Annotated in this window: 22 protein-coding genes; 19 read left to right on the top strand and 3 right to left on the bottom strand. The window is 64.2% G+C overall.

The features are described from left to right. Nucleotides 1-4: 4 nt before the first annotated feature. The 4 genes from IGS55_RS06290 to IGS55_RS06275 all read left to right on the top strand — a co-directional run bounded on the left by IGS55_RS06290 (nt 5) and on the right by IGS55_RS06275 (nt 3,414). Nucleotides 5-586 carry a DJ-1/PfpI family protein gene (locus tag IGS55_RS06290; protein ID WP_230515524.1) on the top strand — a complete coding sequence of 194 codons (582 nt, stop codon included), beginning with the start codon at nt 5-7 and terminating at the stop codon, nt 584-586. A gap of 64 nt (nt 587-650) precedes the next feature. Continuing rightward, entirely contained in the window at nt 651-1,883 is a 1,233-nt protein-coding gene (locus IGS55_RS06285) for a GAF domain-containing sensor histidine kinase (protein ID WP_070303657.1), read from the top strand. Between the two features lie 32 nt (nt 1,884-1,915). After that, nucleotides 1,916-2,563: a response regulator gene (locus tag IGS55_RS06280; protein WP_034759680.1), complete on the top strand. Its 648-nt coding sequence runs from the start codon at nt 1,916-1,918 to the stop codon at nt 2,561-2,563. A gap of 155 nt (nt 2,564-2,718) precedes the next feature. After that, nucleotides 2,719-3,414, top strand: a complete 696-nt coding sequence (locus IGS55_RS06275; RefSeq protein ID WP_034759676.1) for a Crp/Fnr family transcriptional regulator — start codon at nt 2,719-2,721, stop codon at nt 3,412-3,414. Nucleotides 3,415-3,421: 7 nt separating this feature from the next. Here the strand turns inward: IGS55_RS06275 and IGS55_RS06270 are convergent, their stop codons facing one another. Beyond that, a complete protein-coding gene (locus tag IGS55_RS06270) occupies nt 3,422-4,615 on the bottom strand; it encodes an MFS transporter (RefSeq protein ID WP_230515523.1) in 1,194 nt (397 codons plus the stop codon). Nucleotides 4,616-4,706: 91 nt separating this feature from the next. Between IGS55_RS06270 and IGS55_RS06265 the strand changes: the two genes are divergently transcribed. Next, nucleotides 4,707-5,159: a winged helix-turn-helix transcriptional regulator gene (locus tag IGS55_RS06265; protein WP_230515522.1), complete on the top strand. Its 453-nt coding sequence runs from the start codon at nt 4,707-4,709 to the stop codon at nt 5,157-5,159. Then, complete coding sequence (locus IGS55_RS06260) at nt 5,156-6,358, top strand: D-amino acid dehydrogenase (RefSeq protein ID WP_230515521.1); 1,203 nt, start codon at nt 5,156-5,158, stop codon at nt 6,356-6,358. Before IGS55_RS06265 ends, IGS55_RS06260 begins: the two co-directional genes overlap by 4 nt. Here the strand turns inward: IGS55_RS06260 and IGS55_RS06255 are convergent. Together IGS55_RS06255 and IGS55_RS06250 are read right to left on the bottom strand one after the other, a co-directional pair. After that, a complete protein-coding gene (locus tag IGS55_RS06255; RefSeq protein ID WP_230515520.1) occupies nt 6,355-7,434 on the bottom strand; it encodes a hypothetical protein in 1,080 nt (359 codons plus the stop codon). The genes IGS55_RS06260 and IGS55_RS06255 overlap by 4 nt on opposite strands. 67 nt (nt 7,435-7,501) lie before the next feature. Beyond that, nucleotides 7,502-8,536 carry a MerR family transcriptional regulator gene (locus IGS55_RS06250; RefSeq protein ID WP_230515766.1) on the bottom strand — a complete coding sequence of 345 codons (1,035 nt, stop codon included), beginning with the start codon at nt 8,534-8,536 and terminating at the stop codon, nt 7,502-7,504. A 338-nt stretch (nt 8,537-8,874) separates the two neighbouring features. On the opposite strand from IGS55_RS06250, the gene IGS55_RS06245 reads away from it, so the two are divergent. The 13 genes from IGS55_RS06245 (at nt 8,875) to IGS55_RS06185 (ending at nt 21,433) form a co-directional block, all read left to right on the top strand. After that, nucleotides 8,875-9,885, top strand: coding sequence for a zinc-binding alcohol dehydrogenase family protein (locus IGS55_RS06245; RefSeq protein ID WP_034760300.1), 1,011 nt, complete (start codon nt 8,875-8,877; stop codon nt 9,883-9,885). A gap of 1 nt (nt 9,886) precedes the next feature. Then, complete coding sequence (locus tag IGS55_RS06240) at nt 9,887-11,023, top strand: mannitol dehydrogenase family protein (RefSeq protein ID WP_230515519.1); 1,137 nt, start codon at nt 9,887-9,889, stop codon at nt 11,021-11,023. Nucleotides 11,024-11,137: 114 nt separating this feature from the next. Beyond that, complete coding sequence (locus tag IGS55_RS06235; RefSeq protein ID WP_230515518.1) at nt 11,138-12,055, top strand: GntR family transcriptional regulator; 918 nt, start codon at nt 11,138-11,140, stop codon at nt 12,053-12,055. Between the two features lie 25 nt (nt 12,056-12,080). Continuing rightward, complete coding sequence (locus IGS55_RS06230) at nt 12,081-12,416, top strand: UxaA family hydrolase (RefSeq protein WP_230515517.1); 336 nt, start codon at nt 12,081-12,083, stop codon at nt 12,414-12,416. Continuing rightward, on the top strand, nt 12,413-13,642 hold the full coding sequence (locus tag IGS55_RS06225; protein ID WP_230515516.1) for a UxaA family hydrolase: 1,230 nt from the start codon (nt 12,413-12,415) through the stop codon (nt 13,640-13,642). The genes IGS55_RS06230 and IGS55_RS06225 overlap by 4 nt, the downstream gene beginning before the upstream one ends. A gap of 11 nt (nt 13,643-13,653) precedes the next feature. Continuing rightward, nucleotides 13,654-14,673, top strand: coding sequence for an aldo/keto reductase (locus IGS55_RS06220; RefSeq protein WP_230515515.1), 1,020 nt, complete (start codon nt 13,654-13,656; stop codon nt 14,671-14,673). Continuing rightward, nucleotides 14,670-15,500, top strand: a complete 831-nt coding sequence (locus IGS55_RS06215) for an amidohydrolase family protein (protein WP_230515514.1) — start codon at nt 14,670-14,672, stop codon at nt 15,498-15,500. Before IGS55_RS06220 ends, IGS55_RS06215 begins: the two co-directional genes overlap by 4 nt. 114 nt (nt 15,501-15,614) lie before the next feature. Beyond that, nucleotides 15,615-15,944, top strand: coding sequence for an L-rhamnose mutarotase (locus IGS55_RS06210; RefSeq protein ID WP_230515513.1), 330 nt, complete (start codon nt 15,615-15,617; stop codon nt 15,942-15,944). Nucleotides 15,945-16,021: 77 nt separating this feature from the next. After that, nucleotides 16,022-16,777, top strand: a complete 756-nt coding sequence (locus IGS55_RS06205; protein WP_046685268.1) for an SDR family oxidoreductase — start codon at nt 16,022-16,024, stop codon at nt 16,775-16,777. 188 nt (nt 16,778-16,965) lie between these two features. Beyond that, nucleotides 16,966-17,832: a fumarylacetoacetate hydrolase family protein gene (locus tag IGS55_RS06200; RefSeq protein ID WP_230515512.1), complete on the top strand. Its 867-nt coding sequence runs from the start codon at nt 16,966-16,968 to the stop codon at nt 17,830-17,832. An 81-nt stretch (nt 17,833-17,913) separates the two neighbouring features. Continuing rightward, on the top strand, nt 17,914-19,425 hold the full coding sequence (locus IGS55_RS06195) for a sugar ABC transporter ATP-binding protein (RefSeq protein ID WP_230515511.1): 1,512 nt from the start codon (nt 17,914-17,916) through the stop codon (nt 19,423-19,425). Nucleotides 19,426-19,445: 20 nt separating this feature from the next. Next, a complete protein-coding gene (locus IGS55_RS06190) occupies nt 19,446-20,420 on the top strand; it encodes an ABC transporter permease (RefSeq protein ID WP_230515510.1) in 975 nt (324 codons plus the stop codon). A 77-nt stretch (nt 20,421-20,497) separates the two neighbouring features. After that, nucleotides 20,498-21,433 (top strand): ABC transporter substrate-binding protein, encoded by a 936-nt coding sequence (locus IGS55_RS06185; protein WP_230515765.1) that lies wholly within the window; start codon nt 20,498-20,500, stop codon nt 21,431-21,433. Nucleotides 21,434-21,590 lie beyond the last annotated feature (157 nt).

Genomic DNA, 21,590 nt, shown 5'->3' with positions numbered 1-21,590 from the left:
CCAAATGGCAGCGAAAAAAATTCTGTTTTTGACCGGCGATTTTGCAGAAGATTATGAAACGATGGTGCCGTTCCAGGCCCTGCTGATGCTCGGGCATACCGTGCATGCCGTCTGCCCCGGCAAGAAAAGCGGCGAGACGATCAAGACGGCCATCCACGATTTCGAGGGCGACCAGACCTACACGGAAAAGCCGGGCCATCTGTTCACCCTGAACGCCAGCTTCGACGAGATCGACCCGGCCGACTATGACGCCGTGATGATCGCCGGCGGCCGCGCCCCTGAATACCTGCGCCTGAACGACAAGGTCATCGCCGCCGTGCGCCATTTCGCCGAGGCGGGCAAGCCTGTCGCGGCCGTCTGCCATGGCGCGCAATTGCTGGCCGCCGCCGACGTCATCCGTGGCAAGCGCATTTCCGCCTATCCAGCCTGTGCGCCGGAAGTGAAACTGGCGGGCGGCACGTATGCCGACATCGCCGTCACGGACGCCGTCACGGATGGCCAGTTCGTCACGGCGCCCGCCTGGCCCGCGCATCCGGCCTGGCTGGCGCAGTTCGTCAAGCTGCTCGGTACCGAGATTCATTTGTAACCTTCACCAGCCCGGCAAGCCGCAGCGCTTGCCGGGCGCACCACTTTTCAGATTCGAGTTCGTCATGCATGCGCCGCGCAGTCAACCTTCCCGCAAACAACTTCCAGCCTCGCGCTGGCGCCAGCGCCGCCTGGCGCAAGCCGCATCGGGCCTGAGCGCCGCGCAGGAACGCCAGCTGGCCACCCTGCACGAAATTTCCACCTTGCTGGCGGGACAGCACGCCATCGATGCGCTGTGCCGTGGCTTCCTGCGCCACGTGATGGAGTTCGCGCAGGCCGAAGGCGGCACCGTGCGCATCCTCGATCCGCAGCAGGACACCGTGCACATCATTGTGCACGAGGGCATTTCCGACGCCATGGTGGAAGAGGAACACTGCATCCGCAACAACGATTGCCTGTGCGGCGCGGCCGTGGCGCAGGGCGTGATCCAGATCCGCGATTTCCGCCAGGTCGAAGCCTTGCAGCGCTACCGTTGCCAGGACGAAGGGTTCATTGCCATCGCCGTCTTCCCCATCCTTGCGCGCGAGCAGGTGGTCGGCAGCTTTTCGCTGCACTTTGCGCAGCCGCAAGCCGTGCAGGCGCAGCAGCAGGGCTGGCTGGAAACCCTGGGCCAGAGCCTGGGCATCGCCATTGAAAACCAGCGCCTGATCGCGCGCGAAAAGGAGTTTGCCGTCGCGCGCGAACGCAGCCTGCTGGCCGAAGGCTTGCATGACAGCATCGCGCAAAGCTTGAACTTCATCAGCCTGCAAGTGCAGATGCTCGACGACTCCGTGCGCCGGGGCCAGCTCGACGAAGCGGCCGAAGTGTTGCCGCTGATGCGCATGGGTGTCGAGCAAAGCTACCAGGACGTGCGCGAATTGCTCGTCAATTTCCGCACGCGCTGGCATGGCAGCGACCTCGAAAGCAAGCTGTCGGAAGTGCTGGCCAAGTTCGAGCTGCAGACGGGCGTGATCGGCACCCTGGAAATGAGCGGCAACGGCGCGCCGCTGGCGCCCGAGCAGCAGTTGCAGATACTGTTCATCGTGCAGGAAGCGCTGTCGAATATCCGCAAGCACGCACAAGCGAGCAACGTGGCGCTGCGCGTGGACAACGGGCGCGATTTTGCGCTGCAGGTGCGCGACGATGGCGAAGGCTTTGCCGCCAACCTGCGCGACAAGAAAACGGAATTGCAGATCGGCTTGCGTATCATGCAGGAAAGAGCCGAGCGGCTCGGTGCGCAATTTGCCATCGACAGCACGCCCGGCGGCGGCACGACGATCTCGCTGGCCTTGCCGGCAGCCCGGCGCCAGGCCGCGTAACAAATGAATCATCTTTATCAGGCAACAAACACGTGAACGCACCAATCAAAATCCTGCTGGTCGACGACCACACCTTGCTGCGCAGCGGCGTCAAGCTGCTGCTGCAGCGCAATCCTCAATTCCAGGTGGTGGGCGAGGCATCGAACGGGCTGGACGGCGTGCGCCTGGCGGCCGAACTGCAGCCCGACGTGGTGCTGATGGACTTGAACATGCCCGGCGTGACTGGCGTCGAGGCGCTGCAGCTGATCTTGCAGGACCTGCCGCAGATGGTGGTGCTGATGCTGACCGTGTCGGAAAACGCGGCCGACCTCGGCGCGGCCCTGCGCGCGGGCGCGCGCGGCTACTTGCTGAAAAATATCGAAGCCGAACAGCTGGGCCAGGCCATTTGCCGCGCCGCCGCCGGCGAATCCGTGATCGCCGACGCCATGACGGCCAAGCTCGTATCGCAGTTCCGCGCGGGGCAGAATGCGCCCCAGGAAGACTATGACAAACTGACGCCGCGCGAACGCGAAGCCATGGCCTGCCTGGCGCAAGGACTGAGCAACAAGGAAATCGCGCGCCAGCTCGACGTGGCCGAAAGCACGGTGAAAATCCACGTGCAAAACATCCTCAAAAAGCTTAAGCTCAGCAGCCGCGTGCAGATCGCCGTCTACGCCGTCGAGCGCGAGTTAAGCAAATAGAGATCAAACAAAGCGCAAATAGTGGGCAAGGAATCCGCGATTGTTTGATCTGCATGGCGTTCCGGCCTAGACAACCCTAGTTCCTTTGACGTATGGCCTTGACCGTGCCTGCGCATTACACTCTTAGTCATTCGCTAATCTAATAAGAGAGTGTCATGCATAAGGTCAACGTCGATGGCTTGCTGTCGAGCCAGGCTCTGTTCCGCCATATTTCCCCTTCGCAATTAGAACAATTGCGCCAGGATGTCGTGCGCGTCGAAGTGGAAAAAGGCAAAGTGCTGTTCCGCAAGGGCGAAGTGGCGGAAGGCGCCTACGTGGTGGTCTTCGGCCTCGTCAAGCTGAGCGTGTTTTCCATGGAAGGTACGGACAAGGTTCTGGAACTGATCCGTCCGGGCCAGAGCTTTGGCGAAGCCATGATTTTCCTCGATGAACCGTACCCGTTCTGCGCCGAAGCGCTCGAGCACTGCCTGCTGCTGCGCATCCCGCCGCACGCACTGCTGCGCCTGCTGGACCAGTCGCCCCGCATCGCGCGCCAGATGATGAACAGCCTGTCGCACCACCTGATGGGTTTCATCCGCAACGTGGAGCGCTGCTCCGTGCAGAACGCGACCCAGCGCGTGGTCGAGTATTTGCTGCAGGCCTCGGACCAGCAGCGTTCGAACGAAGTCAAGCTGGACCTGAAGAAAAGTTTATTGGCATCGTTCCTGAACCTGGCGCCCGCCACCCTGTCGCGCGTGCTGCACCAGCTGACGGACTTGCACCTGATTAAAGTCAGCGGTTCGCTGATCCAGATCCAGCCCGATGCCTTGAAAACCTACCGCCATGGTTCCGCCACGGCCATGCTGAATTAAGCGTTTATCACTCAGCTTTTTCAGCAGGCAAGGTCAGCCGCCAGAACAGCAGGGCGAGCAAGCTGACCGCGGCGCCCAGCGCGCATACCCCATGCCAGCCCGCCAGCGCATACACGCTGGTGGCGGCAATCGCACCGAGTCCGCTTCCCACCGCATAAAACAGCATGTAGCACGCCACCAGGCGGCTGTGCGCGTCGCTGTCCTGCTTGAAGATCAGGCTCTGGTTCGTCACGTGGATGGCCTGGCCCGCCAGGTCCAGCGCGATGATGCCGACGATTAACGGCCACAGGGCCGCACCGGCAAAGCCCAGCGGCAGCCACGCGGCCAGCAGCAGCAGCAGGGCCGCGCCCGTCGTCCATTGCGCGCGGCCCTTGTCCGCCATGGCGCCCGCGCGCGCCGCGCCCAGCGCGCCGATCACGCCGACCAGGCCAAACGCGCCGATGGCCGCATGGCTATAGCCTTGCGCCGTCAGGGGCAGCACCAGGGCGCTCCAGAAAATATTGAAGACGGCAAACATCAACAGGGCCAGCATGCCGCGCACGCGCAACACCTTGTTGTGCAGCAGCATGTCCAGCATCGAGGCGAGCAGGGCGCCATACGCGAGCTTCCGGCCTTGCGACCTGGCCGGTGGCAGCATGCGCCACAGCAGCAGCAACAGGGCGCAAGCGATGGCGGCCGAAACAAAATACACGGCGCGCCAGTCGGCCACATCGGCTACGACACCGGACAGGGTGCGCGCCAGCAGCAAGCCGATCACCACGCCGCCCTGCGCCATGCCGACGACTCTTCCCCGCTCATGGCTGGCCGCGGCGCTGGCCGCATAGGCGATCAAACCCTGCGTCATGGCCGTGCCCAGCAAGCCGACCATCAGCATGCCGCCCAGCAAGGCTGCCGTGGACCGGGCGCAGCCCAGCGCCACCAGGGTGATGGCCAGCATGCCCAGCTGGAAAAGGGTCAGCCGGCGCCGGTTCAGCATGTCGCCCAAGGGCACGAGCAGCAGCAGGGCCAGCGCGCAGCCGAGCTGCGTGGCCGTGATGACCATGCCGCTGGCCGCCTCCGTCATGCCGAACTCGTGCGCGAGGGTGGCGAGTAAAGGTTGGGCGTAATACACATTGGCCACGCTGAGGCCGGCCGCCGTGGCAAACAGCCAGACGAGTGAAGGGGGAAGTGCTGTCGTGATGGGAGTCGTTGTATCGCGCATGGGAGGTCAATTAAGTGGTTTTAAATTAAAACCAGTTGGAGTCTACGCCGAGAAGTTTTAAAATGCAACCACTCAATCCTGGAGAATGCCCGTGGCCAAGCGCAAGAGCCTGAAAACCGACCCCTGTCCCGTGGCGCGCGCGCTCGACGTGATCGGCGAGCGCTGGTCGCTCCTGATCGTGCGCGACGCCTTCGACGGCATGCGCCGCTTTGGCGAGTTCCAGAAAAGCCTGGGCGTGGCGAAGAACATCCTGGCCGACCGCCTGTACACGCTAGTGGAAGAGGGCATCTTTACGGTCGCGCCCGCCTCGGACGGCTCGGCCTACCAGGAATATGTGCTGACGCAAAAGGGGCTGGCGCTGTTTCCCGTCGTCGTCGGTTTGCGCCAGTGGAGCGAGGCGCAATTGTTCGAAGCGGGCGAGGCGCATTCGACCTTGCTGCAACGTGATACGCACGCGCCCGTGCGCAGGATGGACGTGCTGGCGCCGGACGGCCGCGTGTTGCAGGCGGGCGACACGGTCGTGCACAAGGTGTTGCCGCAATGAAGCGCGTGGCCGTGCTGGGCGGAGGCATCACGGGCGTGACGACGGCGTATGCGCTGGCGAAACGGGGCGTGGACGTGACCCTGATCGAGCGCCACCGCTACGCCGCCATGGAAACGTCGTATGCGAACGGCGGGCAATTGTCGGCCTCGCACGCGGAAGTGTGGAACCACAAGGCAACCATACTAAATGCCCTGAAATGGATGGCGCGGCGCGATGCGCCCTTGCTGCTCCATCCCTGGCCCAGCTGGCACAAGCTGAGCTGGTTTGCCGAATTTCTCGCCGCCATGCCGGCCTACGAGCGCAACACCATCGCCACGGCCCGCATGGCGATCGCCGCGCGCGAACATCTGTTTGCGTGGGCGCAAGCGGAAAACATCGCTTTCGACCACCGCCGCGCCGGCATCCTGCACGTCTACCGTGACAAGGCCGGCTTCGAGCGGGCGGCCGGCGTGTCGCGCCTGCTGGCGCAGGGCGGCTTGCGGCGGCGCGCCGTCACGCCGCAGGAAATGCGCGCCATCGAACCGGCCTTGCACGGTGACTTTTACGGCGGCTACTACACGGACAGCGATTCCACGGGCGACATCCACAAATTCACCAGCGGCCTGGCCGAGGCCTGCGTGCGCCTGGGCGTGGCGTGCCGCTATGGTGTGGAAGTTACGGCGCTGGCGCGCGAACATGGCAAGGTGCGCGTCAGCATAGGCGAGGACAGCACTCTGTTCGATGCCGTCGTTATCTGCGCGGGCACGGCCAGCCGCGCCATGGCGGCAATGCTGGGCGACCATGTCAACGTGTATCCCGTAAAAGGTTATTCGATTACGGTGCAGCTCGATGACGGCGCCAGCCGCGCGGCCGCGCCGTGTGTCAGCCTGCTCGACGACGCGACCAAGCTGGTCAGCAGCCGCCTCGGTGAAGACCGGCTCAGGGTGGCGGGCACGGCGGAATTCAATGGCGTCAACCACGACATCCGCGCCGACCGTATCCGCCCGCTGCTGCAATGGGTGGAGCAGTGCTTTCCCTGCATCAATACCCGCAAGGTCGTGCCCTGGGCCGGCTTGCGCCCCATGCTGCCCGACATGCTGCCGAAAGTGGGGCCTGGCAAAGCATCTGGCGTGTACTACAACACAGGCCACGGCCACCTGGGCTGGACCTTGGCGGCCGCCACGGCGGAGATGGTGGCGACGATGGTGGATGGCGCCTAGTTCTTCGGCAGCAAATCGCTGAGCGCGGCGCGGCCCTTGACGGTGAGGAAGGGGCCGACCTTGCTGTAGGGCAGTAAAAAATCGTTTTCGCAGCCGCTGCCGTTCGGGTCTTGCCAGAACGATACGCCCTCCGGTTTCAATGACAGGTGGAAACGTCCGCGGCCGTCGTAATCCGTGCCCTTGCATTCGGCGTCGATTTTCACACCCTTGAAGAGGGCCTGGCGCAGGCGGTCCGGCAATTCGGCCTTGTCGTCGCCATCGCTGGCGCTGGCGCCAAACCAGTTCCACACGTCCGTTTCCTGGCCCGTTTTCACGTCCCAGGTACGGAACTTGATGGAGATGCCGCTGGCGCCATAGCCGGCCGCCCAGCGGTAGAACTTGACCGTCACCCAGCGCGGCGACCAGTAGGTGGGCTCCGCATACACTTCGTCTTCCGTCGTGAAACCGTTGCGGCCCAGGTATTCGCGGCGCGTGGCATAGAAGTCTTCCAGGTCCTTCTTGTTCTTCGCCAGCACGCCGCGCAGCTGCGCGTTGATTTTCGCGATGCCATCGCCGGGCGCCATCAATTCCACGGTGATGGTGTCGCCCACTTGCAGGTTGCGGTATTGCTTGCCTTCGAAGGCGATGGGTTTGCTCACCTTGGTGCCGGGAAAATCTTCCAGCGCCAGGTTGTAGGCATCGCTGGCGCAGGACGGATGTTCGCGGTCGCCCGCCGCTTCCAGCAGGGTCAAGGCCACGGGCAGGGTCTTGCCGCTTTTCGGGTCCGTCCAGGTGCCGGTGACCTTCTCGCCCTGCGGCGCGTTCAGCGACCACGTGCCCGTCGTATTGCCCTTGGCGTCGAGTTCCTGCCACAGCGTCTTGCCGTTCGGCTTGGCCAGCATGATCGGCGTCTTGTAGCGCGTGTAGTAATAATTGCCGCTGCGGTCCGCGCCTTGCGTGGTGCCGGGCTGGTTGAAGCAGGCGACGATATTGGCCTTGCCCACAGTGCCCTGCCACACCCCTTGCACGGGCGGCTCGGCCGCCATGGCGGTATTCAGGGCGGGCAGGGTCAGGCAAGCAAACAGAAAGCGGCGCATCGGTTAATCCTCTCGTGGACGAAGGCCGATTCTACATGGCCGCGCCCACGAGATGCCACACCTGAACCTATGCGCCGGGGCGCTCCTGCGCCACGACAGCCATCGCAGCGCCCAGGTACTGCAGCATGGCTGCGTCGACGAAGCTGCCTTCCATCAAGCGCGGCTCCTGCTGGTGCGCCTGGCGGAATTTCTGCTGCGTGGCCGGGTTCGTGCCCGCGTAGGAGCGGAACAGTTCCAGCCACTGCCGCGCCAGCTGCAGCACGGCCGGGTCGGTGGGCGGCGTGCGCGCATCGATGGCGGCGCGCACGGCGGCGATCAGGGCCGGCCATTCGCCCGAGCGCCTGCCGTAGTTGGCGAGTAAATACGCGTATTCCTGCTCGTCGAGGAAAGGCTTGTACAGCGCCATGCGCGAGGCACTGAAGGCGGCGAGGATGAACTGCATCAGCTCCGCATCGATGCTGGTCGTGGCCTGTACGGCCGGCTCCTGCGCATGCATGTCGTTCAGGCGCGCGAACAGGCCCGGGTGGGCGCCCGTGTCGCGCACCAGCTTGACCATCCATTCCGTGGCCAGCGCCTGCGCTGGCGCATCGCCGGGGCCGGCGCCCGTCGCCTGCAGTGCGCGCACTCTTGTCACCAGCGCTTTCCATTCCTGTTCCACGGCCGCGTCGGAGAGCATCGGCAGCTGTTGCAGTTCTTCGTGACTAAAATATTTGTCGTACATGGTCATCAACTCCATAGTGGTGAGCCACTCGGCCAGTTCCGGCGCCTGCCCCTGCGTCAATTGCGTTTGCAAGGTGCGCAGGCGTTCGCGCAAGGTGGAAGCTTGCGCGATCTGGCGTTCCAGCATGGCGATTTGCCGCGCCACGATGGAGGAGAGCGGCAGGTCCGGGCCGGCGAGGGCGTTGGCGATATCGGCCAGCGACAACCCGAATTTGCGCAGCGCCATGATCCGGTGCAGCCGGTCCATGTCGCTGTGCTGGTACAGGCGGTAGCCGGCTTGCGTGCGCGCCGAAGGCGAGAGCAGGCCGATGCTGTCGTAGTGGTGCAGGGTGCGGATGGTCAGGCCCGTGAGCCTGGCCAGTTCACCGATTTTCAGCAGCATCGTCTTCTCCTTGTCTTCAGTGCGTGCTACCACGATGGCGCCTGACGTGACGTCAGGGTCAAGCAGGAATGTAGCAGAGGAGCCGAAAAACCGGAAAAAGAATCCGTTGACCTTCATTTTTTTGTACGGTATATTTATAAAACCGAACAACAGCTTCAGCAAAACAAACAGGTTCGGGCCAGGAGGCATGACGGATTAATCGTTGTGCGGCGCAGCAAGACGCGCCATTGGCAAGGCTGGAAAGACAATCCGCGCAGACGGATTTTTTTCACAGTTGGTTTGTACGTTAAATATAATATGCCACCGGCAAGATCCGGGCGGCGAGAGAGACGACCATGATGAAAAGTATCGTTTGCGATACGCCCGGCAGTTTGCGCATGGAACAGCGCCCCGTGCCCGTGCCCGGCGAGGGTGAAGTGCTGCTGCGCATACGCCGCGTCGGCATCTGCGGCACCGACATGCATATCTTCCGCGGCACCCAGCCTTTCCTCAGCTATCCGCGCGTGATGGGCCATGAATTGTCCGGCCATATCGACAGCGCGCCAGCCGGCTCGCGCCTGGCCGTGGGCGACCAGGTCTACGTGATGCCCTACCTGTCATGCGGTACTTGCGTGGCCTGCCGCCAGGGCAAGACCAACTGCTGCACCCGCATCGAAGTGCTGGGCGTGCACCGCGACGGCGGCATGACCGAATACCTGGCGCTGCCCGAGCGCTTCGTCTTCAAGACGGAAGGCATTTCGCTCGACGACGCGGCCATGATCGAATTTCTCGCCATCGGCGCGCATGCCGTCAAGCGTGGCGCGGTCGATGCCGGCAAGCGCGTGCTGGTGGTGGGCGCCGGCCCGATCGGCATGGCCGTGATGCTGTTCGCATCCTTGAAAGGCGCCGACGTGACGGTGCTCGACGGCCGCGCCGACCGTTTGCAGTTCTGCCGCGACGCGCTCGGTATCACCCGCACGGTGCAGCTGGGCGACGGCGACAAGGAGCAGCTGTCGGACGCCACCGGCGGTGAATTCTTCGACGTGGTGTTTGACGCCACCGGCAATATCGCCGCCATGGAACGGGGCCTTGATTTCGTCGCCCACGGCGGGGCCTATGTGCTGGTCTCCATCGTGCGCGACCGCCTGTCCTTTTCCGACCCGGAATTCCACAAGCGCGAAACGACCTTGCTGGGCAGCCGCAACGCCACCGTCGACGATTTCGAGGAAGTGGTGGCGGCCATGAAGGCGGGGAAAGTCCCCACCGCGCTGCTCAATACCCACCGCACCACGCTCGATGAATTTACGGGCGTGCTCGATCGCTGGATGCAGCCCGAGGCGGGTGTCATCAAGGCCATCGTCGAGGTCTGAGATGAACGATCTCAACCCCATACTGCAGTTCGGCACCAGCCGCTTCCTGCAGGCGCACGCCGACCTGTTTGTCAGCGAATCGGCGAAGACAGGCGAGGCGCTGGGCCATATCACCATCGTGCAAACGACCGGCAACGCGCAGGGCGCGGCGCGGGTGGCGGCGTTTCGCCAGGCCGGCGGCTACCCGGTGCGCATCCGCGGCTGGCAGGACGGCGCGCAGGTCGATGAAGAGCGCCGCGCCGACGCCGTCACGCAAGCGTGGCAGGCGGGCAGCGACTGGCGGCAGGTGCGCGATGCAGCCGTGGCCGCACGCGTGATCATCTCGAATACGGGCGACACGGGCTACCAGCTCGATGACGCCGACCACGCCGGCATGCTCGACGGCGCGACCGTTCCCGCCAGCTTTCCCGCCAAGCTGCTGGTGCTGCTGCATGACCGCTTCCTGGCCGGCGCCGCGCCCCTCTCGATTTTTCCGTGCGAACTGGTGGCCGACAACGGTCATGTACTGCGCCAGGTGATCGTGACATTGGCGCAGCGGTGGCGCTGCGATGCCGCGTTCATCGGGTATCTGCAAACGGGCTGCCTGTGGATCAATTCCCTCGTCGACCGCATCGTTTCCGAACCGATCGAACCGATAGGCGCGGTGGCCGAACCCTATGCGCTGTGGGCCATCGAGGCGCAGGAAGGCATGCTGCTGCCGTGCCGCCATCCGCAGCTGGTGGTGACGGACAGCCTGCGCGAGTATGAACAGCGCAAGCTGTTCCTGCTCAACCTGGGGCACTCCTGTCTGGCGCAGCTGTGGCTGGAGCGGGGCAGTCCGGCCGGCATGACGGTGCGCGAGGCGATGGACGATGGCGCCATGCGCGCCGCGCTGGAAGCCCTGTGGCACGAGGAAGTGCTGCCCGTGTTTGCCGCCATGGGCGCGCGGCACGGGGACGCCGCGCTGGCCTATGTGGCGCAGGTCAGGGAGCGCTTCGGCAATCCCTTCCTCGCGCACCGCCTGGCCGACATCGCCCAGCACCACGCCGGCAAAATCGAGCGGCGCATGGCGCCCGTGGCGGCGCTGGCGCGGCAGCTGTGTCCCGCCCTGGCGCAGCCGCGCCTGCGCGCCATGCTGGCGCCGGGAGCGCAGCCATGAACGCCCCGCTCAGTGCAGTTGTTTCTTTTTTAGCATGCCGATCCAATCCGATATCGACTAAAATGGCCCACTCATCCACTTTCCCTTTCGCTGGCATAGCGCGTTCATTCATCCATGTCCAAACCCGCCACCGTCTTCAAGCGCAGTACCAATCTGCTGTTGCAATTTCTCGCCGAGAATGTCGCAGTGGGCGAGATGCTGCCGACGGAGCAGTTCCTGACCACGATTTGCCAGGGCAGCCGCACGGCCATCCGCAGCGCGATCGCTTATCTGTCGACGCGGCGGCTGATCGCCAGCCCGGCGGACCGGCGCTTGCTGCGCAAACCCATACCGGGCGACTACTTCGATATCTCCGAATTGCAGTCGGGGGCGGAGCGCATCCAGCAAGTGCTGATGGAACGCGTGTACCAGCGCGACATGCCGCCCGGCGCGGAATTTTCGGAAGCGGAGCTGGCGCGCGAGGCGGGCGCCAGTACCGTCAGCGTGCGCGAATTCTTGATCGGCTTTTCGCGCTTCGGTCTGATCGAAAAGAAGCCGCGCGGCGGCTGGCGCCTGTGCGCGTTCGATCGCTCCTTCGCCACCGAACTGGCGGACATGCGGCGCATGTTCGAGATGGCGGCCGTGGAGCAGTTTGCGCACCTGCCGCATGGCGATCCGGCGTATGCGGAACTGGCGCGGCTGATCAAACAGCACGAGAAGCTGGCGGCCAGGATAGCCACGCGCCACAACGCGTTTCCGGCGCTGGACCGCGAGTTCCACACCTTCTTGATCGGCCTCTTGAACAACCGCTTCGCGCAGGGCTTCTACGATATCGTCTCGTTCGTGTTTCACTATCACTACCAGTGGGACAAGGGCGAGGAAAAGGGCCGCAACCAGTACGCGGTGCAGGAACACCTGGCGATCCTGCGCGCGCTGGCCGAGCACGACGTGCCGAAGGCGCTCGAGGCCATGCGCTCGCACCTCGATTCCTCGCGCAGCACCATGCTGTCCTCGATCGGCACGCGGGAAAAACTGAGCCAGCCGGGCGCCTAGCCGTTGTTGCCGGGGAGGGTGCGCCATGAGCCTCGCTTCCCGGCCTAGCAGCCTGCTCTTGATGTCGCCCGAGGACAACTGCCTGATCGCCAGGACAGCCCTGGCCTGCGGCGACGTCGTCGCCATCGACGGCGTGCCCGTCACCCTGGCGCAAAATATTCACATCGGCCACAAGGTGGCGCGCCGCGCGCTGGCCGTGGGCGACAAGGTGCTGCGCTACGGCGCCCTGATCGGCAGCATCACGGCCCCCGTCGCCATCGGCGAGCATATCCATACGCACAACCTGGCAAGCGATTACATCCCCACGTTTACCCTGGGCCAGGACGGCCGCCATTTCCTGCACAAGGACGACCAAGCATGAACGCTCCAACAACCGCACCCGCCCCGGCCCTGTCGGGCTACCTGCGCGCCGATGGCCGCAAGGGCATCCGCAATATCGTGGTCGTGGCCTATATGGTCGAATGCGCGCACCATGTGGCGCGCCTGATGGTCAACGCCTTTCCCGGCCAGCCCGTGCACCTGATCGGCTTTACGGGCTGCTTCCCCAATGAATACGCGGACCAGGTGATGCGCCGCCTGCTGACGCACCCGAACGTGGGCGCCGTGCTGCTGGTTTCCCTGGGCTGCGAAGGCTTCAACAAATATGGCCTCTCCAGCGCCGTGGCCGACAGCGACCGTCCGGTGCACACGATCACGATCCAGGAAAACAGCGGCACGCGCCCCAGCGTGAGCAGCGGCGTCGAGTGGATCGGCTGGGCGCTGGAGCACCTGGCGCGGCAGGAGCGCGTGCCGATGGGGATCGATGAGCTGGTCGTCGCCACCATCTGCGGCGGCTCCGACAGCACCAGCGGCATCAGCGCCAACCCGGCCGTCGGCGTCGCGTTCGACACCCTGATCGCGGCCGGCAGCCCCTGCATCTTCGAAGAGACGGGCGAACTGGTGGGCTGCGAATACCACATGCAGCGGCGCGCCGTCAGCCCGGACCTGGGCAACGCCATCGTCGAAACCGTGGCCAAGGCGGCGCGCTACTACACCATCATGGGCCATGGCAGTTTCTCGCCGGGGAACGCCGATGGCGGCCTCACCACGCAGGAAGAAAAGTCGCTGGGCGCCTACGCCAAGAGCGGTTCCTCGCCCATCGTCGGCATTCTGAAACCGGGCGACCAGCCGGCCGGCGGCGGCCTCTACCTGCTCGACGTGGTGCCGGACGGCGAGCCGCGCTTCGGTTTCCCGAACGTGTCGGACAACGCGGAAATCGTCGAACTCATTTCCTGCGGCGCCCACATCACCTTGTTTACCACGGGCCGCGGCTCGGTGGTCGGCTCGGCGATCTCGCCCGTCATCAAGGTGTGCGCCAATCCGCAAACCTTCGAGCGCCTGGCCGACGACATGGATATCAATGCCGGCAAGATCCTCACGGGCGAAGCCACCTTGGAAGAAGTGGGCGCGGAGATCGTCGCCGCCGTGCTGAACGTCGCCAACGGAGAACTGAGCCGCTCGGAAGACCTGGGCCACCAGGAATTCGTGCTGACCTATAAACAATTCGACGCGGTGGGGCCAGGCTGTTTCCCATTGCGCGCCGCTTGAGGGCCGAGTCCATGGATGTCACACAATTGCGTACTTTGCCGCGCGGGGGCCTGTCGCTGCCCTGCATCGGCATGGGCTGCGCGCCGCTGGGCGGCTTGTACCAGCCTGTCAGCGACGCGCAGGCGCGCGCCACCTTGGATGGCGCCTGGGACGCCGGCGTGCGTTTCTTCGACACGGCGCCGTTCTATGGCTATACCCAGTCCGAGCGCCGGCTGGGCGCGGCGCTGCGCGAACGGTCCCGCCATGAATTTGTGATCAGCACCAAGGTGGGACGGCTGATGCGGCCCGACGCCTCCGTGCGCCCCGGCGACGACGGCTTTGCCGCGCCGCTGCCGTTCCGTCCCCATTACGACTATACGTATGACGGCGTGCTGCGTTCGCACGAGGACAGCCTGCAGCGGCTGGGGCTCGAGCGCATCGATATCCTGTTCGTGCACGATATCGGCAAGGCCACGCATGGCGAACACGATCAGCAATACTGGCGCCAGCTGACGACCGGTGGCGGTTTTCGCGCCCTCGATGAACTGCGCGCCAGCGGCCAGGTGAAGGCCGTGGGCATCGGTGTCAACGAGTGCGAGATCGTGCTGCGCGCGATGGCGGAATTCGACCTCGATTGCACCTTGCTGGCCGGCCGCTACACCTTGCTGGAACAGGCTTCGCTGTCGCCGTTGCTGGACGCCTGCGTGGAACGCGGTAACGCCATCGTGATCGGCGGCCCGTTCAACTCGGGCGTGCTGGCCGGGAACGGCAAATTCAACTACGCCGATGCGCCAGCCGCCATACTCAAGCGCGTGGCGCGCCTGGACGCCGTCTGCCGTGAATTCGGCGTGCCCTTGCAAGCGGCCGCGCTGCAGTTTCCACTCGCCCATCCTGCCGTCGCTTCCTGCATCCCGGGCGGCCAGGACCTGGCGCAGCTGCGGCAAAACCTGGACTGGTTCGCCACGCCGCTGCCCGACGCCCTGTGGCTGGCGCTGCGGGGCGCGGAATTGCTCGATGCGCGCGCGCCGCTGCCTGCGGGAGTGGCCGCATGATGCGCATCGACGCCCACCAGCACTTCTGGCAGCTGGCCGCGCGTGCCGGCAGTTGGCCGCCGCCATCCTTGGCCGCCATCCACCGCGATTTTGCGCCGGCCGACCTGGCGCCGCTGCTGGCCGCGCACGGCATCGCCGGCACGGTGCTGGTGCAGTCGCTGCCGTCGGCTGCCGATACCGATTACCTGCTGGCGCTGGCGGAAAAAAACAGCTTCATTCGCGCCGTCGTGGGCTGGGCCGATTTGCTGGCGCCTGATGCGCCGGCCAATATCGCCCGCCTGGCGTCGCAGGCGAAGCTCAAAGGCTTGCGCCCCATGCTGCAGGATATCGACGACGATCAGTGGATCGCCAATCCCGCGCTGGCGCCGGCCCTGGCCGCCATGGTGGAACACGGCTTGCGGCTGGACGCGCTGGTGCTGCCGCGTCACTTGCCCGCGCTGCTGCATTGCGCCCGCGCTTATCCGCAGCTGGCCATCGTGATCGACCATGCGGCCAAGCCGCCGATCGCCGATGCCGCCTTCGGCACCTGGCCTGAAGACATGGCGCAGCTGGCCGCGCTGCCGAACGTGCACTGCAAGCTGTCCGGGCTGGTGACGGAAGCGCGGCCCGGCTGGAACGTGGACGACCTGCGCCCCTATGTCGCACATGTGCTGGACGTGTTCGGCCCCCGGCGCGTGATCTGGGGCAGCGACTGGCCGGTAGTCGACCTGGCCGGCGGCTATGCGGCCTGGCTGCTGGCGAGCGAAGCGCTGCTGTCGCACTTGGGGCAGCAGGACAGGGACGATATTTTCGGCCTTAATGCATGCCGCTTTTATGGGCTTAAATGAGGTGGTTGGCTTGTCGGCTTACGCCGTTCCGGCTAAGCCGACCTACGAAACACCTCGATGCCAACTGTAGGTTGGCTTAGCCGGTACGGCGTAAGCCAACAAAAAGGAGTCGCAATGCAAAGAATGGGCATGGTCATCGGCATCGCGCCGGACCGCATCGCCGAATACAAGACCCTGCACGCCGCCGTCTGGCCGCAGGTGCTGGCAAGGTTGGCAGCCGCGCATGTCGGCAATTATTCGATCTTTTTGCGCGAGCCGGAAAACCTGCTGTTCGGTTACTGGGAGTACCACGGCGAGGATTTTGAAGCCGACATGGCGGCCATCGCCGCCGACCCGGAAACGCAGCGCTGGTGGACCTTTTGCGCACCGTGCCAGGAGCCGCTGGCTTCGCGCGCCGAGGGCGAGCACTGGGCGATGATGGAGCAGGTTTTCTACTTTGCTTAGCAAGAATCCGGGGTCAGACCCGCCGGGTCTGACCCCAGCACTTAAGGTGTTGGGTTAAAAAAATAAAAGGAGACAACATGACCGCCAGACTACAAGGCAAAATCGCCCTGCTCACCGCCGCCGGCCAAGGCATCGGCCGCGCCACGGCCGAAGCGTTCGTGCGCGAAGGCGCCACCGTGATCGCCACGGATATCAACCAGGCCCAGCTCGACGCACTGAAGGAAGCGACGGGCTGCGCCATCCGCCGGCTCGACGTGACCGATGGCGCGGCGATCACCGCGCTGGCCGACGAGATCGGCCCCGTCGACATCCTGTTCAACTGCGCCGGTTTCGTCGACGGCGGCACCATCCTCGACTGCGACGATGCGGCCTGGGACCGTTCCTTCGACATCAATGCGCGCTCCATGTACCGGCTGATGCGCGCCGTGCTGCCCGGCATGCTGGCACGGGGCGCCGGCTCCATCGTCAACATGTCGTCGGTGGCGTCGAGCGTGAAGGGTGCGCCGAACCGCTTTATCTACGGCACCTCGAAGGCGGCCGTAGTGGGCATGACCAAGTCGGTAGCGGCGGACTTTGTCACGCGCGGTATCCGCTGCAACGCGATCTGCCCCGGCACCATCGAGTCGCCCTCGCTGAAGGAACGCATTGCCGCGCAGGCGGCAGCGACGGGCGTGAGCATCGATGAAGTGCAGGCGGCGTTTGTCGCCCGCCAGCCGATGGGCCGAGTGGGCAGGGCAGAGGAAATCGCCGCGCTGGCCGTCTACCTGGCTTCCGATGAATCCGCTTTTACCACCGGCATGGTCCACGTCATTGACGGCGGCTGGTCTAACTAAGGACACCCGACCAAACCTACTGCGCGTCGCGATATGCGGCTTGCGATGCTCACTGTACATTCGTACAGCTGCGCTTCTCGGCCACATCTCGCTTCCGCTCGCTACGGTTTTGTCGGGTGTCGTGAAGGCGCGGGCCTGATTGCTACCGAACTTTTTATGTTGTTTGATATTCACTTGAAAGTTTAATCATGAAACTGATGCGTTATGGCGCCAAGGGCGCTGAAAAACCTGCACTGATCGACGCCGACGGCGCCGTGCGCGACCTGTCCGGCGTGCTGCCTGACATTACCGGCGCGACCTTGGGCAAAGATGGCCTGGCGACCCTGGCCGCCCTCGATATCGCCAGCCTGCCGGTGGTGGCGAATCCTGGCCGCATCGCGCCGCCGTGGAAGGGCGTGGGCAAGTTTTTGTGCGTGGGCCTGAACTATGCCGACCATGCGGCCGAATCAGGCATGGCCGTGCCGGCTGAGCCGGTGCTGTTCATGAAAGCCGCCAGCGCCATCATCGGCGCCAACGATGCCGTGGTGATGCCGCAGGACTCGAAGAAAAGCGACTGGGAAGTGGAGCTGGGCGTGGTGATCGGCACCACCGCGCGCTATGTGAGCGAAGCCGATGCGCTGTCGCACGTGGCCGGCTATTGCGTGGTGAACGATTTGTCCGAACGCGAGTACCAGCTCGAACGCGGCGGCCAGTGGGACAAAGGCAAGGGCTGCGATACCTTCGGCCCGATCGGCCCCTGGCTGGTGACGAGCGACGAAGTGGCGGATCCGCAAAACCTGGGCCTGTGGCTGGAAGTGAACGGCAAGCGCGTCCAGGATGGCAATACCAGAACGATGGTCTTCGGCGTGGCCAATCTGGTCAGCTACATCAGCCGCTTCATGACCTTGTACCCGGGCGACATCATCAGCACCGGCACGCCGCCGGGCGTGGGCATGGGGCAGAAGCCATCGGCCGTGTATTTGAAACCGGGCGACACCATGCGCCTGGGGATCGAAGGCCTCGGCGAACAGCGGCAGACCGTGCATGCCTGGAATCCGCAGCTGATCGACAGTTAATACGGCAGCAGACCGGCGCGCCGCCAAGGTGCTCAGACATCGGCGCGCCGGCCTATGGCAGTGGAGTGGAGGAGACACACCATGAATCAATCCGAAGAGATACTGGCCCTGAACAAGGTCAGCAAGCGCTTTCCCGGCGTGCTGGCGTTGGACAACGTCAGTTTCAGCCTGCGCAAGGGCGAAGCCCACGCGCTGTGCGGCGAAAACGGCGCCGGCAAGTCCACCCTGATGAAGGTGATGAGCGGCGTGTACCAGGCCGACGAGGGAGAACTGGTCTACAAGGGCAAGGTGTGCAGTTTTTCCTGCAGCGTGGATGCGGAGGCGGCCGGCATCGCCATCATCCATCAGGAACTGAACCTGATCCCGCACCTGAGTGTGGCCGAGAATATTTTTCTCGCACGCGAACCGGTGCGCGGCATTTTCATCGACCGCAAGAAGATGCGCTTTGAAGCGCAGGCGCTGCTGGACCGGTTGAAGCTGCGCATCGACCCGCGCCAGCTGGTGAAAAACCTGTCCTGTGCGCAGCAGCAGATGGTGGAAATCGCCAAGGCGCTGTCGCTCAATACAGAAGTGCTGATCATGGACGAGCCCACGTCGTCGCTGACGGAAAGCGAGACGGGCCAGCTGTTCGACATCATCAATGAACTCAAGCGCAACGGCGTGAGCGTGGTCTACATCTCGCACCGGCTCGAGGAGATGCAGCACATCATCGACAGGGTGACGGTGCTGCGCGACGGCAAGTTCGTCTGCACCGACGATTTTGCCGCCACCAGCCTCGACGCCATCGTGGCCAAGATGGTGGGCCGCACCCTCGATGAAAAATTTCCCGACCGCGTCTCGACGCCGACGGCTGAAGTGCTGCTGCGCGTGACCGATTTGCACCGCAAGGATGTCTTCGGCCCGCTGAGCTTTGACTTGCGGCGCGGCGAAATTCTCGGCTTTTCCGGCCTGATGGGCGCGGGGCGCACGGAAGTGGCGCGCGCCATCTTCGGCGCCGATCCCCTCACCAGCGGCGCGATCCACCTGGGCGACGTGGCGGTGACTATCGACAGCCCCATCGACGCCATCGGACACGGCATCGCCTACCTGTCGGAAGACCGCAAGAGCCACGGCCTGGCGATCCGCATGTCGGTGGCGGCCAACCTGACACTGACGAATGTATCGGGGCTGGCGAACCGCTTCGGCTTCATCGATTTCGCCAGAGAAGAGGCGGTGGCGCAGCAATACATCGCGGCGCTGGGCATCAAGACGCCGACCTCGAAACAGATCGCGCGCAACCTCTCGGGCGGCAACCAGCAAAAGATCGTCATCAGCAAATGGCTGTACCGCGAATCGAAAATCATCTTCTTCGACGAACCCACGCGCGGCATCGATGTGGGCGCCAAGTTCGCCATCTACCAGCTGCTCGACAAGCTGGCATCGGAAGGCATCGGCGTGGTGCTGATCACGTCCGAGCTGCCCGAGATCATGGGCATGACGGACCGGGTGGCCGTGTTCCATGAAGGGCGCATCAGCGGCATCGTCAACACGCGCGAGTCGTCGCAGGAAGAGATCATGCATCTCGCATCGGGCCGCCAGGCAGCAATGCATTAACATCAGAAAGCCACAAGAAAATGAACAAAGAACTGATACAAAAATTCGCCGCGCTGGGCAGCCTGTCCTTGCTGTTGTTGGTGTTTTCCCTGACCAGCAACGCCTTTTTCTCCGTCAGCAACGGCATGAGCGTGGCCTTGCAAGTGACGTCGATCGCCTACCTGGGCATCGCCGCCACCTGCGTCATCATCACGGGCGGCATCGACTTGAGTTCCGGCTCCGTGCTGGCGCTGGCCGGCGTGGCCGCCGCGCTGCTGGTCAAGAGCGGCGTGCCCGTGCCCGTCGCCATGCTGGGCGGCGTCGTGGTGGGCGCCATGTGCGGCGCCGTCAACGGCTTTTGCATCACGCAGCTGAAGCTGCCTCCTTTTATCGCCACCCTGGGCATGATGCTGATCGCGCGCGGCCTGGCGCTGCAGGTGACGGGTGCGCGCGCCATTTCCGGCCTGGGCGAGTCGTTCGGCGAACTCGGCAACGGCGTGCTGTGGCGCATCGAGCGCGACACGGGCGGCACCTTTCCCGAAGTCGTGTTTCCCGGCATTCCGTATCCGGTGGTGCTGATGGTGGTGATCGCCGTGGCCGTGTCCGTCATGCTGAGCCGCACCACCTTTGGCCGGCATATCTATGCCGTCGGCTCGAATGCGGAGGCGGCGCGCCTGTCGGGCGTGAAGGTGGGCCGCGTGACCCTGCTCGTGTACACCCTGTCCGGCGCCTTGTCGGGCTTGACGGGTTGCGTGCTGATGTCGCGCCTGGTGACGGCGCAGCCGAACGAGGGCGTGATGTACGAACTCGATGCGATCGCCAGCGCCGTGATCGGCGGCGCCTCGCTGATCGGCGGCATCGGCACCATTTCCGGCACCGTCATCGGTTCCTTCGTCATCGGCATCCTGCGCAACGGCTTGAACATGAACGGGGTATCGAGCTTTATCCAGCAAATCATTATCGGACTGGTCATCTTGCTGACCGTCTGGATCGATCAGAAGCGCAACCGCGCCTGAAGCAGCAAGCAGCACACATGAAGTCAATCTACTAAATCTATAATTACATGAGGACGACAATGAAAACCATCAAAGCCATGTCTCTCGGTCTGTTGACCGCAGCATTTGCCCTGAGCTCCAGCGCCGCCTTCGCCGCGCCGGGCGAGATCGCCGTGATCGTCAAGACGACCAATTCCAACTACTGGCAAAACGTCAAGAAGGGCGCCACGGCCAGCGCGGCAGACGCCAAGGGCTACAGCCTGACCTTCCAGGGACCGGCCTCGGAATCGGCGATCGCCGACCAGGTCAGCATGGTGGAAAACGCCGTCACGCGCAAGGTGGCCGGCATCGTGCTGGCCGCGTCGGACCCGGACGCGCTGGTGCCGGCCCTGAAGAAGGCATGGGAAGCGAAGATTCCCGTCGTGCTGATCGATTCGCTGGTGGCCGACAGCGGCAAGCGCTATTACCAGTCCTTTCTGTCGACCGACAATGAAGCGGCCGGCGAGCAAAGCGCCAAGGCCCTCATTTCGCAGGTCGGCAAGACGGGCAAGATCGCCGTGATGTCGTATGTGGCCGGCGCCGGTTCCGAGACGGGCAGGGTGGGCGGCTTCAAGCGCTATATCGAAAAGAATTCGCAGCTGCAGATCGTTGGCACGTATTACTCGCAGTCGCAGATGGCCACGGCGCTGAACCAGACGACCGACGTGCTGGCCTCGAACCCGGACTTGAAAGGCATCTTCGGCGCCAATGAGCCGACGGCCGTAGGCATGGGCCGCGCCATCGCGCAGGCGGGCAAGGCTGGCAAGGTGATCGCCGTGGGCTTCGACGGCAATGAAGACCTGAAAAACTTCGTCAAGGACGGCACCTTGTATGCAACCGCCGTGCAAGGCTCCTACTCGATGGGCGCGCTGGGCGTGAAAACCCTGGTGAGCCTGATCGAAGGCAAGAAGGTCGCGCCTTTCGTCAACACGGGCGTGGTGATCGTCACCAAGGCCAATGTCGACCAGCCGGAAGCGAAGAACGTTTTGTATTGAACGTCAGCCGATCTTCAGGCGCTGCTTCAATTCCTTGAGTAATCGTGGCATGGCGGGACCACGTCGGCTTGCTATTTGGTTCGTCGGCTTACGCCGTTCCGGCTAAGCCGACCTACCCGACCTACCCGACCTACCCGGCCTGCGCATGCATCGTGGC

This window comes from Janthinobacterium sp. EB271-G4-3-2, assembly GCF_020858035.1.
Classification (GTDB): Bacteria; Pseudomonadota; Gammaproteobacteria; order Burkholderiales; family Burkholderiaceae_D; genus Janthinobacterium; species Janthinobacterium aestuarii.
This window is presented reverse-complemented; position numbering and strand designations above follow the sequence as displayed.